This window comes from Kribbella sp. NPDC004536, from assembly GCF_042873835.1.
In the GTDB taxonomy this organism is placed as follows: domain Bacteria; phylum Actinomycetota; class Actinomycetes; order Propionibacteriales; family Kribbellaceae; genus Kribbella.
Window position 1 is genome coordinate 65,783 of sequence record NZ_JBIALY010000006.1, and the last position, 13,228, is coordinate 79,010.

General features: G+C 66.4%; 10 protein-coding genes. 9 read left to right on the forward strand and 1 reads right to left on the reverse strand.

All coding sequences use genetic code 11. The annotated features are described in order from the left end of the window. Positions 1-183 precede the first annotated feature (183 nt). The 3 genes from ACFYRU_RS38625 to ACFYRU_RS38635 all read left to right on the forward strand — a co-directional run bounded on the left by ACFYRU_RS38625 (position 184) and on the right by ACFYRU_RS38635 (position 4,618). Positions 184-666: a DUF6318 family protein gene (locus tag ACFYRU_RS38625; protein ID WP_387668685.1), complete on the forward strand. Its 483-nt coding sequence runs from the start codon at positions 184-186 to the stop codon at positions 664-666. A gap of 539 nt (positions 667-1,205) precedes the next feature. Next, positions 1,206-1,559, forward strand: a complete 354-nt coding sequence (locus ACFYRU_RS38630; RefSeq protein ID WP_387668687.1) for a PKD domain-containing protein — start codon at positions 1,206-1,208, stop codon at positions 1,557-1,559. Positions 1,560-1,855: 296 nt separating this feature from the next. After that, a complete protein-coding gene (locus ACFYRU_RS38635) occupies positions 1,856-4,618 on the forward strand; it encodes a TIGR03767 family metallophosphoesterase (RefSeq protein ID WP_387668689.1) in 2,763 nt (920 codons plus the stop codon). Positions 4,619-4,625: 7 nt separating this feature from the next. Here ACFYRU_RS38635 and ACFYRU_RS38640 read toward each other — a convergent pair whose 3' ends face one another. Then, positions 4,626-5,687, reverse strand: a complete 1,062-nt coding sequence (locus ACFYRU_RS38640) for an alpha/beta hydrolase (protein ID WP_387668691.1) — start codon at positions 5,685-5,687, stop codon at positions 4,626-4,628. Positions 5,688-5,793: 106 nt separating this feature from the next. On the opposite strand from ACFYRU_RS38640, the gene ACFYRU_RS38645 reads away from it, so the two are divergent. The 6 genes from ACFYRU_RS38645 to pstA all read left to right on the forward strand — a co-directional run bounded on the left by ACFYRU_RS38645 (position 5,794) and on the right by pstA (position 13,218). Beyond that, complete coding sequence (locus ACFYRU_RS38645; protein ID WP_387668693.1) at positions 5,794-7,953, forward strand: RNA degradosome polyphosphate kinase; 2,160 nt, start codon at positions 5,794-5,796, stop codon at positions 7,951-7,953. 30 nt (positions 7,954-7,983) lie between these two features. Next, positions 7,984-8,862, forward strand: coding sequence for an NUDIX domain-containing protein (locus ACFYRU_RS38650; protein WP_387668696.1), 879 nt, complete (start codon positions 7,984-7,986; stop codon positions 8,860-8,862). Between the two features lie 141 nt (positions 8,863-9,003). Beyond that, positions 9,004-9,468: a bifunctional nuclease family protein gene (locus ACFYRU_RS38655; RefSeq protein ID WP_387668698.1), complete on the forward strand. Its 465-nt coding sequence runs from the start codon at positions 9,004-9,006 to the stop codon at positions 9,466-9,468. Positions 9,469-9,824: 356 nt separating this feature from the next. Continuing rightward, positions 9,825-10,940, forward strand: a complete 1,116-nt coding sequence (gene pstS, locus ACFYRU_RS38660; protein WP_387668700.1) for a phosphate ABC transporter substrate-binding protein PstS — start codon at positions 9,825-9,827, stop codon at positions 10,938-10,940. Positions 10,941-11,245: 305 nt separating this feature from the next. After that, positions 11,246-12,301 carry a phosphate ABC transporter permease subunit PstC gene (gene pstC / locus ACFYRU_RS38665; RefSeq protein ID WP_387668910.1) on the forward strand — a complete coding sequence of 352 codons (1,056 nt, stop codon included), beginning with the start codon at positions 11,246-11,248 and terminating at the stop codon, positions 12,299-12,301. Further along, positions 12,298-13,218, forward strand: coding sequence for a phosphate ABC transporter permease PstA (pstA, locus tag ACFYRU_RS38670; RefSeq protein ID WP_387668703.1), 921 nt, complete (start codon positions 12,298-12,300; stop codon positions 13,216-13,218). Before pstC ends, pstA begins: the two co-directional genes overlap by 4 nt. The last annotated feature ends 10 nt before the right edge of the window (positions 13,219-13,228 follow it).

Sequence of the window (13,228 nt, forward strand, 5' to 3'; positions counted from 1 at the left end):
ATCTGTGTCAACTACGGAGGGCTGACACACGTGACACACCGCAACAGGCCAACCCAATCCATCCTGGCCTGCCTAGCCACCACCACCCTGCTAACCGCCTGCACCCAAGGCAGCCCCGAAGCAGGCCACCCCAACACGTCCCCACCACCAGCTTCCACGAGCGGACCGACGACCTCCACACGAGTGACGCCGTCGCCAAGCGGCACGGCAAGCACGCCTGAGACAGCTCTTCCGTCCACACCGCCCGCGCGCCCGCAGGCTGCCGTTGGCTCAAGTCTGGCTGCCGGCGAAGCCTTCATCGGCTACTACGTCGATCTGATGAACTACTCCTACACGACCGGAGACCCGGCGGCGCTTCTCGCAGCGAGTGACAAGGGCTGCGAGGGCTGCAAGGGCATCGCCGACTACGTGCGGAAGGTCAACGCGACGAACGGGGGGCTTCAGGGCGACTACAAGGACCACCTGGTAGACGTCAAGGAGATCTATCGTGGCGAGACTGGCAGGCTGGGTGGTTCGGCTGCACTGAAGGGCGGGAAGTACGTCGAGCGCAGTACGCCCGGGGCCTCGCCTGTGTCGCAGGAAGGCAGCACCGGCACGATGGAGTTCTCACTGCTGGCAACGGGCGGCAATTGGGTGATGTTCGAGATGCAGATCAACGAATCATGAGCAAATTTGCCCACGCCGCTGCCACAACGCTTACATTTGCGATGGTGACGGCTACCGCCATCGCGATCGACCTGCGCCCGGATTACGCCGAGGCCGCCTCGTCTACCCCCACTCCAAAACCGAGCGTCAAGGGAACGCGATCGACCTGGGGCAGCACCCTCTCGGGAACCTCCGGCAAGAAGGCGCGACTGAACTCGCAGCGTCCCGGCACCACGTCGAAGTCGCACCCCAAGACGAAGCCCGTTGCTTCGAAGCCCTCGGCAACCAAACCGCCGGCCGGCCCGTCCGGCGACCGGCGAAACCTGCGGATCAACATCGGCATCTGTGGACGCATGCAGCCGGACGGGACTGTTCCTGGGCCGACCCGGTGCCAGCCCGGACGGGAGAGGGGCCGGGTCATTCGGCCTACTGTGCCGCCGAAGGTGGTGCCTCCGCGGCCGGAGGCTATTACTTGGGAGGAGGTGCGGTCGGAGACTAAGAATGTTGTGTTTCCGGGGCTTTCGGTGAAGGTTCAGCCGAGTGGGCGGACGTTGGTGAACATGGCGACGATCGTTTACACCGACGACAGCAAGGTGTCCACGACGACTGTGACGTTGCTCGGGTTCCCCGTGGTGGTCGAGGCGACGCCGATCAGCTACACGTGGGACTTCGGCGACGGCAGCCCGACGGTCACCACCAGCACCCCCGGCAAGCCATACCCGGCTGCCGACATCACCCACAAGTACAAGAAGCGTGAAGGCGTCGGCATCACCGTGACCACGAACTACGCCGCCCGCTTCAACGTCGCCGACACCGGCTGGCAGTACATCGAAGGCACCGTCCCCATCACCGGCCCTGCCACCCTCCTGCAGGTCCGCGAAGCCGTGCCTGTGCTGGTTGATCCTGGGCGGTGAGCTGCGGTGTGCACGCCCGGATGGGGGTAGCGGATCAGCGCTGCGTCAGCGGGTGATCAGGTTCGGTTGCGATTTTCGCTCGTAGGGGGCTATCTGCGAGCGGAAGGCGGATCAGCATGGGGCAAGGTAATGAGCGGGATGGTGGGAAGCTCTCGCGGCGGGATGCCATCCGGATCGGCGGGTTGTCGGCGGCGGCCATCAGTTTAGGGACTGCGGCGCCGAGCAAGGCTGCTGCAAAGGTGGCGAACGCGGCATCTCAGGCGGCCGGTGGCGCCGTAGGCCGCACAGCTGCGAGCGTGTCACCGACGGTCGCCGGCACGACCTTGGAGTCGACTGTCCGGGCGCCCGATGTCTTGCAGGGGCGGTACGGAAAGGTCATCGTCGGTCCACCAGAGCCGCATATCGTGCGTCGGGACCTGTTCACAACAGCCGCCGTCGCGGTGAACCGGCCGCTGATCGCGTTTGCACAGATGTCGGATCTGCACATCATCGACGACCAGTCCCCGGCTCGGCTCGAGTACACCGATCAGCTGGCCGACCGCGACCGGCCCGACCCGTACCCGTTCGATTCCGCATACCGTCCGCAGGAGTTTCTCACCACGCAGCTGGTGGACGCGGTGTGCCGATCAATCGCGCGGGTTGCTTCGGGCCCGGTTACGCACTTGCCTCTGTCGCTGACTCTCGTTACCGGCGACGCGAGCGACAATTGTCAGTACAACGAGACCCGTTGGTACATCGACCTGCTCGATGGAAACGTCGTCACACCAGACTCCGGAACGACGCCGTGGGACGAGAGCGTTTCCGGGGACCAGGTAGGCATCGGCCTGCATTATTGGCATCCCGAGCTCAAACAGTGGGAGCTCACTCACCGTGGTCTCGACAAATATTTCAGCGCGGGCTTCCCCGCAGTTCCGGGTCTCCTGGGGGCAGCCCGGCGATCCTTCGACGCTCACGGACTCGGCATGCCTTGGTATGCGGCCTTCGGCAACCACGACAGGAATGTCCAAGGAACGATCGGGCAAGGCACATTGGCCGGCAGCCAACTCCGGCAATGGGCCACTGGAGACTTCAAACCATCGAGCACCACGCATCAGTTCCCCGAAAACTACAGCGACTGGGGTTTTTGGGATCAAGTGACTGAAGGACTGGACTCGATCGTTCTGGGCAGCCCTCCTGGAGTCGTCGTGTCGGCCGACCCGAATCGTCGGATTCTGTCCCGAACGGAGTTCGTCCAGGAGCACTTCAAAACATCGGGCATACCAGCGGGACATGGCTTCCGAACAACCAGCCAGACCTACTACACGGTTCCCTCGGATCCGGCCGACCTGGTGCAGTTCATCTGTCTCGACACCACGATGGACGACAACTCCGACGGACATCTCGAGAGCGCTCAGCTGTCGTGGCTGGAGACCCAGCTGCGGTCGAACAGCTCACGCTTCTTCTCCACCAGTTGGAGCGTCCAGTCGCAGCCAGACGTCCACGACAAGCTCATCGTGCTCTACGCCCACCACAACCTCGACTCGATCGACAACGGTGCGGCTCTCCGGACACTGATGCTTCGCTATCCGAACGTAGTCATGTTCGTGAACGGCCACACTCACCGCAATCACATCGTGCCGTACGGGCGCCCTGCGAACACCTCGCCCGGCGGATTCTGGGAGATCACCTCCGCCTCGCATGTCGATTGGCCGATTCAGAGCCGGATCATCGAGGTGGCCGAGGGCGACGGCGTGCTGTCGATCTTCACGACAATGCTCGACATCGATGCTCCGCTTGACTATGCAGGCAACCTCGCAACGCCTCAGTCACTGGCGGCGCTGGGCCGCGAGTTGGCCGCCAACGACATCCAGGAGCGAATGCGCGCCACCGGCGTCGACCAACGCAGCGGCCAGCCGGCCGACCGGAACGCTCAGTTGTTGTTGCCGATGCCGTTCGAGATTCCGATCCAACCGGCGCGGGTCGCCATCTCCCGCGACTCGTCAGGCTGGAACAACCTTTTTGTTCTCGACAGCGCGGGCTACATCTTCGGGACCCAGGAACAGGGCCTGCTAGGCGACGGTTGGGGCGTCGGCAGCTTCGGTCAAAACTACCTTCAGCTCGATTGGCCGCAGACAAGTCTCGCGGCCGAAACCAATCCTGACGGCACCATCGAACTGTTGACAACCGAGAGCACTGGCCGTCTTGCGTACCGGCAAGGAAGCGGCGCAGCGACGTTCATTGAGCCGACGTGGTCGGCTGCCCTGACGATGGATGGTTCGCTGCACTCGGTCGGACTGGCTCGCGATTCCTCGGGAGCCATGGCCCTGTACGGCGCGAATGCAGCGGGCGCGCTGTTCAGCCGCCGGCGCCCAGCCGACGCCTGGCTCAGCTGGACACCGCTGGACGGTTCCATGCGAGTGATGGCCGCAGAGACGGGCAGCAACGGAACCGTCTGGCTCTTGGGGATCAGTCCGCAAGGGCGGGTGTTCCAACGCAGTCAGCCTGCAGGAGGAACGTTCGGTCCATGGTTACCGATCGGCGGACTCTTTCTGACCTCTATCGCTACAGCGACAGGGCAGGACGGTCGTCTGCTGCTTGTCGGTGGGGATCACCGGGGACACCTGATCCGCATGCAGCAGCTCGCAGCCGGCGGGCAAACCTGGACGACGCCCGTCGAATTCGACACGTCCGCGGTCGGACGAGTCTGGTCGGTTGCCGCTGAGCGCGGGTACGGCGACCGGATTCATGTCGCCGTACAGAACACGGCCGGCGCTGTGTACTCGACCAAGCAGACCGTGATGAACGATGTCAGCCAGTGGGGCTCATGGATCCGCCTACCCGCACTGACACGGTCGAGGTATGCAGTGCCCGACGTCCGTCACATGAGTCCGGCCACCGCCGACAGCTACTTGCGGACTCATACAGGCTACTTCCACGTCGGCACGCAGACGGCCGAGTCGACCACGGATCTGGACCTCGTTGGGAAGGTCGTCTCGCAGGCACCAGCTGCCGGCACGCTCGCTGCAGTCGGCAGCGCAGTCAACGTGCAGGTCGGCCAGAAAGCGCCTGGCCATCTCTGAGGAGCGGTCAGTGGAGGGCTGACTTCAAGTGGTCGGTGAGGTGAGCCAAGGCTTGGCGGGTGGTGCCGGGGACTGTTAGGAGGTTGGCGTGGCCGTGGGGGAGGGTCGGGTGGTGGATGTGGGTCAGGGGGTTGCCTGCGGTGGTCAGGGCCGCGGCGTACTCGAGGGCCTCGTCGCGGAGGGGGTCGAAGCCGGCGGTGGAGAGGTAGGTCGGGGGGAGGTTGCGCAGGTCGGGGGCGCGGAGGGGGGAGACGATGGGGTCGGTGCGGAGGGTGGGGTCGGGGGTGTACATGTCGCGGTACCAGATGATGTCTTCTTCGGTGAGGATGAAGCCTTCGGAGAAGAGGTCTCGGCTGGGGCGGCGGGCTACCAGGTCGAGGCCTGGGTAGAGGAGGACCTGGAGGGCCGGCTGCGGGAGGCCGCGGAGGACGGTCTGCTGGGCTACTACCGCGGCCAGGTTGCCACCGGCGCTGTCGCCTCCGACTGCTACCAGTGACGGGTCGGCGCCGAGGTCTTCGGCGTGGTCGGCTGCCCAGGTGAAGGCGGCGATCGCGTCTTCGGCGGCGGTCGGGGCCGGCGCCTCTGGGGCGAGGCGGTAGTCGACGGACAGGACCCGGATCCCGGCGTCGGCGGCGATCACCCGGCAGAGGGCGTCGTGGGTGTCGAGGTCCCCCACCACCCACCCCCCGCCGTGAAAGAACACCAGCAGACCACCCCGGGCCGCTGTTGCGTTGGGAGCGTAGAGGCGGGCGCCTAGTTGGCCGGTGGCGCCGCGGACTGTCAGGTCGGTTACTCGTTGTACTTCGACCGGCTTGCCCGGCAGGAGGCGGCAGAGCGCGCGGAAGTGGGCGCGGGCGGTGGGCGCGTCGGTCTTGGTTGTGCGCGGCAACAGGTTGTCGAGGCGGAGCAGGAACTGGATGTCCGGGTCCAGCGTGTTGCCGTCGATCTGGATCGGGGCGCCGGCGATCCGGCGGCGGACGGCGGCCGGGAGTGCGTACAGCGGGGTGAGGACGTTCGCCTGTACGGCGGTCACCGTGTCGCGCAGTACCGAGTCCAGTCGTAGGTTCACAAGACGTGACGCTAGCAACTGGAGTTCCAGGCAACGCTCCGCAGGCAACGAAAACGTCACATTGGGCAACGCGCGAACGGCTACCCGTTGTTCACGAAAGAATGGGATGCTAGGGCGCGTGGCTGGAGACTTGCTGGCATCCCACAACCGGGAGTACGACGTCGAACCGCCGTACGACATCAACGCGGCCGGCGACCTCCCGGTGGACCGGTTCTCGGACCGGGAGCTGAGCTGGCTGACGTTCAACCAGCGGGTCCTCGAACTGGCCGAGAACGACCAGATCCCGCTGCTCGAGCGGGCCAAGTTCCTCGCGATCTTCGCCAGCAACCTGGACGAGTTCTACATGGTCCGGATCGCCGGTCTGAAGCGCCGCATCGCGGCCGGGGTCGCGGTCAAGGCGGCCAGCGGCCTGCTGCCCCGTGAGGTGCTGGACCGGAGCCTGGCGAAGAGCCGGGAGCTGATGGACCGGCACGCCGAGACGTGGCGGAAGTCGGTGCAGCCCGCGCTGACCGAGCAGGGCATCGACATCCTGCGCTGGGACGAGTTGGAGCACAACGAGCGCGAGGACATGACCCGGTTCTTCCGGGACCGGATCTTCCCCGTACTGACCCCGCTGGCGGTCGACCCGTCGCACCCGTTCCCGTACATCTCCGGCCTGAGCCTGAACCTGGCGGTCGTGGTCCGGAACCCCGACACCGGCGGCGAGCACTTCGCCCGGGTCAAGGTGCCGCCGCTGCTGCCCCGGTTCGTGAAGGTCGCCGAGGGCCGGTTCGTACCGCTCGAGGACGTCATCGCCACGCACCTCGGCCAGCTGTTCCCGGGGATGGAGGTGATCCAGCAGCACACCTTCCGGGTCACCCGGAACGAGGACCTCGAGGTCGAGGAGGACGACGCGGAGAACCTGCTGGCGGCCCTGGAGAAGGAGCTGCTGCGCAGGAGGTTCGGCCCGCCGGTCCGGCTCGAGGTGGAGGAGTCGATCGACCCGCAGGTGAAGGCGCTGCTGCTGTCGGAGCTGGGCGTCACCGAGGCGGAGGTGTTCGAGCTCCCCGGTCCGCTGGACCTGCGGGGCCTGTTCACGATCGCCGGTCTGGACCGGGCCGAGCTGAAGTACCCGGCGTTCGTACCGTCGACGCACCCGCACCTGGCCGAGGTGGAGACGTCCAACCCGGCGGACATGTTCCACGCGCTCAAGCAGCGTGACGTACTGGTCCACCACCCGTACGACTCGTTCAGTACGAGCGTCCAGCGGTTCATCGAGCAGGCCGCGGCAGACCCGCACGTGCTGGCGATCAAGCAGACGCTGTACCGGACCAGTGGTGACTCTCCGATCGTCGACGCGCTCATCGACGCGGCCGAGGCCGGCAAGCAGGTCCTGGTGCTGGTGGAGATCCAGGCGCGGTTCGACGAGCAGGCGAACATCAAGTGGGCCCGTCAGCTCGAGCACGCCGGCTGCCATGTGGTGTACGGCGTGATCGGTCTGAAGACACACAGCAAGCTGTCGATGGTCGTACGCGACGAACCGGACGGTCTGCGCCGCTATGCGCATATCGGTACCGGTAACTACCACCCGAAGACAGCCAGGCTCTACGAAGACCTGGGACTGCTCACGAGTGACCGTGTCGTCACAGAGGACGTAGCGCTGCTCTTCAACCACCTGTCCGGTTTCGGTCGCAGTGCGGGCTACCGGCGGATCCTGGTTGCACCACAGTCCGTACGGCGTGGTCTGGTCGAGCGGATCGACCGTGAGATCCAGCACCACCACGCAGGCCGTCCCGCGCGGATCCGGATCAAGGTGAACAGTCTGGTCGACGAGGCCTTGTGCGACGCGCTTTACCGGGCGTCGCAGGCCGGTGTGCCGGTGGACCTGTGGATCCGTGGCATCTGCACGCTCCGTCCTGGCATACCGGGGTTGTCGGAGAACATCCAGGTCCGCAGCATCCTGGGCCGGTTCCTCGAGCACAGCCGGGTGTTCCTGTTCGAGAACGGTGGCGAGCCGGAGGTGTGGATCGGCTCGGCCGACCTCATGCACCGGAACCTTGACCGCCGCGTCGAGGTGCTCGTGCAGCTGAAGGAGCCGGATCACGTCACGGAGCTGAGCGACATGTTCGACCTGGCGATGGACGAAGGCACCGGCTCGTGGTGGCTGCAGCCGGACGACAACTGGCAGGCCAGGCTGCACGGCCCGGACGGCGAACCGCTGCGGGACCTGCAGGAACGGTTGATCCGCACCCGTGGCCGCCGCCGCGCGATCGACCCCGTCAGCTGACCGCCGGAGACCGTTTCTTAGGGTGAGGGTATGAGCAACCCGGCGACAGTTATCGCCGCGGGTGGTGTCGTCTGGCGGGAACGCGACGGCACCCGGCAGGTGCTGCTGGTGCACCGTCCCCGGTACGACGACTGGTCCCTCCCCAAGGGCAAGCTGACCATGCACGAGCACGTACTGCTCGGCGCGCAGCGCGAGATCGAGGAGGAGACCGGCCAGCACGTGGTGTTCGGTCCACCGCTCGGCGTGCAGCGGTACGCGATCCGCAAGAACGGCGGTACGGCGGAGAAGCTCGTGCACTACTGGTCCGCCGTACCGGTCGACGATGGCTCGTTCGAGCCGAACGACGAGGTCGACGAGATCAGCTGGCTCCCGGTGGACAAGGCCCGCGCCAAGCTGAGCTACCCGCGCGACGTGGACATCCTCGACGCACTGGATCGGGTAGTACCCGTCGTGGCGACCGTGGTCGTCGTACGGCATGCAGACGCCGTGAAGCGTAAGGACTGGGACGGGAAGGACACGCTCCGTCCGCTGACCAGCACGGGTACCGAGGTAGCGAAGCGACTCAGCGGCGTGCTGGCGGCGCTGGGCGTCAACAGGATCATCAGCAGCGACGCGGAGCGCTGTGTCGCGACAGTCGCGCCGTACGCCGCCACGATCGACCGCCACATCCACCTGTGGCCGGAGATCTCCGAACGTGGGTACGACGCCGACCCCGACGGGCTGCGCGGTCTGGCGGACCGGGTTTGGCGCCCGGGCAAGGTCACGGTCATCTGCTCACACCGGCCCGTACTGCCTGCGCTGTGCCGGGAACTGGGCCTGAAAGTCGGCAAGTTCGCCACCGGTTCGTTCCTGGTCGCGCACCGGCTGGCGGACGGCAAAGTGGTGACGGAGCGGTTCGGAGCACCCTAGCGACACGGCTCGGTGACGATCCAGGTACGGACGACGGGGCGGCCGGGAGACACTGGAGGTGACGGGTATGTTCCTACCCGAGGAACCGGCGCCCCACCGGGTGCCGGTCTGAGGAGAGGTTCGGGGCGCACCATGACGATGATGCGAGAACTGACACTGATCGGGATCCGGATGGAATCGCCCAACCGGGCCCCGGTGATGATGCTGCGCGAGACCGAGGGCTACCGCTACCTGCCGATCTCGATCGGCTCGGTCGAGGCGACCGCGATCGCCTACGAGGAGCAGGGCCTGCGGCCGTCGCGGCCGCTCACCCACGACCTGATGCGGGACCTGATCCAGGCCTTCGACGTGCACATCGAGGCGGTCGAGATCGTCGAGCTGCGGGACGCGGTGTTCTTCGCCGAACTGGTGCTCGCCAACGGCGCCCGGGTGTCGGCCAGACCGAGCGACTCGGTCGCGCTCGCGGTCCGTCTGGGTACGCCGATCCGCTGCACCGAACAGGTACTGCGCGAGGCCGGCGTCGCCACCCCCGAAGAAGAACAGGCCGAACTCGAACGCTTCCGCCAGTTCCTCGACGGCGTCGCCCCGGAGGACTTCTCCAGCTGACGCACCGCGCATTGGTGCGACCAATAAGTTACGAACTGTACGCCGGACCTGGCACGGCGGCGTACTACCGTGTGCCTGTGGCGGCAACCTCTGCCGTGGGGTGCGGGGATTCGATCGTTCACGTCGTCGTTGCGCTGAGCGTTACCGGAACGTGAGAAAGTTGCCGTTTACATCGACGCAGAGTGACGGCTCTTAACTCAGTTCACCTATTGGCTGCCTGTCGGCACGCCAAGCGTCGTGCACGCTACCGGAACCGTTCACCGCTCGTTCACCGGCGACGGACCGCCGCGTCACCTGGTCTCCCTACCGTCTGTGGAAGTTCAGAAGTCTGATTCCCGCAGAAGGGCAACACTCTCGTGTCCGTCAATCGCCTGTTCCGCGTCGGCTCCGTCGCCGTGGCATCCCTCGGCGTCCTCGCGCTCAGCGCGTGTGGCAGCGACCCGCAGCCGTCCGGCTCCTCGAGCCCCGACTCGTCGTCGTCGTCCGCCGGTGCCGACTGCCCGAAGGGCACCCTGAACGCAGAGGGTTCGTCGGCGCAGAAGAACGCCATCGAAGAGGTCATCAGCAAGTACAACGACAAGTGCGCCGACGTCACGGTGAACTACAACCCGACCGGTTCCGGCGCGGGTATCAAGCAGTTCAACGCGAACCAGGTGGACTTCGCCGGCTCCGACTCGGCCCTGAAGCCGGACGAGCAGACCGCCGCCACGAAGCGCTGCGCGGGCAACCCGGCGATCGACCTGCCGATGGTGATCGGCCCGATCGCGATCGCCTACAACATCGACGGCGTCTCCAAGCTGACGCTCGACGGCCCGACCGCCGCGAAGATCTTCAGCGGCGCGATCAAGACCTGGAACGACCCGGCGATCGCCAAGCTGAACGCCGGCGTCACGCTGCCGTCGCAGCCGATCTCGGTCTTCTTCCGTTCCGACGACTCCGGCACCACGGAGAACTTCACCAAGTACCTGAAGGCCGCCGGCGGTGGCGTCTGGACCAAGGACCCGGCCAAGAAGTGGACCGGCACCGGCTCCGGCAAGGAGAAGTCCGCGGGTGTCGCCGAGGGCGTGAAGAGCACCAAGAACTCGATCACGTACGTCGAGTGGTCGTACGCCGTCGACAACAAGCTCGGCGTCGCGCTGATCGACAACGGCTCCGGCACCCCGGTCGAGCTGTCCACCGACTCCGCCGGTAAGGCACTGAGCGCGGCCACCCCGGCCGACGCGTCCGGCAAGGACCTGGCCCTGAAGCTGGACTACGCGACCAAGGCCCCGGGTGCGTACCCGATCATCCTGGTCACCTACGAGATCGCCTGCACCAAGGGCCTCCCGGCCGAGAAGACCGCGATGGTGAAGAGCTTCCTGAGCTACTTCGTCAGCAAGGACGGCCAGTCGTCGCTGACCGACCTCAACTACGCGCCGCTCCCGGCCGAGATCCAGACCAAGGTCGACGCCGCGATCCAGGCGATCAGCTGATCGCGAAGCAGTACTGATGCGAGCCCCGGCCGGTCCGAGTCATCGGAGGCGGCCGGGGCTCGCACCAATGACGGCCTCGTGACAGACCAGACGTCAAACACCATGAAACTCAGGCGCTTGGAGCACCATCGATGAGTAGTCCAGACGGCACGGCACCGCCAGACCGGCCGGACGGCACGGCCCCGAACCAAGCAGATCCCGCGATCGAGGATCTGGTCCACGAGGACGCCGGCCCCACTCCGAAGTTCGGCGGCCTGGCCGCCGAGCACGCGGAGCACGAGGCGGCGCAACATTCCACCGAGGTGATGACCGAGGCCGGCGTCGAAGCCGGGAACGGTACGCCCGCCAAGGCCGAGAAAGACGGTGAGCTCGCGCTCGGTCCGGTCGGGCACCTCGGCGACCGGTTGTTCGGCGGGCTCGCCCGCGGCTCCGGCGGCCTGGTGGTCCTGATCGTCGCGTTCGTCGGCGTCTTCCTGCTGGCACTGGCGATCCCGGCACTGGCCGACGACAAGGCCAACTTCCTGTTCTCCCGGGTCTGGAGCCCTGGTGGCACCGACCCGCAGTTCGGTATCGCCGCGCTCTTCTACACCACCGTCGTCAGCTCGATCATCGCGATGCTGATCGCGGTACCGATCGCGATCGGCGTCGCGCTGTTCGTCACGTACTACGCCCCGAAGCGGCTGGCCTCGCCGGTCGCGCACGCGGTCGACCTGCTGGCCGCCGTACCGTCGATCGTCTACGGCCTGTGGGGTCTGCTGTTCTTCGCGCCGATCGTGCTGCCGGTGATCAACGGGATCTCGGCCGCGCTCGGCTGGATCCCCGTGTTCAAGAAGCCGGTCGGCGACAACGTCGGCGTGGTCTTCACGGTCTCGGTGATCCTGGCGATCATGATCCTGCCGGTGGTCACCGCGATCAGCCGGGAGATCTTCGCGCAGACCCCGATCGCGCACCGCGAGGGCGCGCTCGCGCTCGGCGCCACCAAGTGGGAGATGATCCGGATGGCGGTCCTGCCGTACGGGCGCTCCGGTGTGGTCAGCGCCTCGATGCTCGGCCTCGGCCGCGCACTCGGTGAGACCGTCGCGGTGATGATCATCCTGACCGTGCCGAACGGCAACGACCCGTGGAACTCGTCGATCTTCGCCGGTGGCGAGACGTTCGCGTCGAAGATCGCCAACAACGCCGCCGAGTTCGACTCGCCGGAGAAGACCGGCGCGTACATCGCGGCCGGCCTGGTGCTGTTCGTGGTCACGTTCCTGGTCAACTCCGCGGCCCGGATCATCGTCGACCGCAGCGCCCCGGGCGCGAAGAAGCGGCCGCGCCGCAACCGCCGCGCCGCTGCAGCCGAAGGAGCGAGCGCATGACCGCCATTGCAGAGAACAAGCCCGCGTACGAGGGGCACGCGCTCGACCTGACCGGCCGCTCGGGCGCTCGGGCGTTCAAGAACACGCTGGCCACAGTGCTGATCGTGCTGGCCTTCGTGATCGCGCTGATCCCGCTGGCCTGGATCCTGATCACCGTGATCGGCAAGGGTTACCACCTGCTGCTGAACGCCGACTGGTGGAGCCAGTCGCAGCGCGGTATCACCGTCCGCCGGGCCGGCGGCGGCGCGTACCACGCGATCATGGGCACGCTGATCATGGCGCTGATCACCGCGGTGATCGCGGTCCCGATCGCCGTCCTCGGCGCGGTCTACCTGGTCGAGTACGGCAAGGGCACCAGAGCCGCGCGGGTGGTCAGCTTCATGATCGACATCCTCACCGGTGTCCCGTCGATCGTCGCGGCGCTGTTCATCTACGCGATCTGGATCACGGTGTTCGGCTTCAACCGGGTCGGTTTCGCGGTGTCGCTGTCGCTGGTGTTGCTGATGCTCCCGGTGGTACTGCGGTCCACCGAGGAGATGCTGAAGCTCGTACCGGACGAGCTGCGGGAGGCGTCGTACGCACTCGGCGTGCCGAAGTGGAAGACGATCCTGAAGGTCGTCGTACCGACGGCGTTCGGCGGCATCGTCACCGGCGTGATGCTCGGTCTGGCCCGGGTGATGGGTGAGACCGCGCCGCTGCTGATCCTGGTCGGCTACTCGAAGAACATCAACCTGAACCCGTTCAGCGGATTCATGGGCGCACTCCCGACGATGATCAACCAGGACCGTACCGAGCTGGCCCTGCCGAACGCGGCGGACCGGGTCTGGGCGGCGGCCCTGACGCTGATCCTGCTGGTCCTCGTCCTCAACCTGCTGGCCCGGCTGATCGCCCGGTTCAGCGCCGTCAAGTCGAAATAGCGAGAGGTTT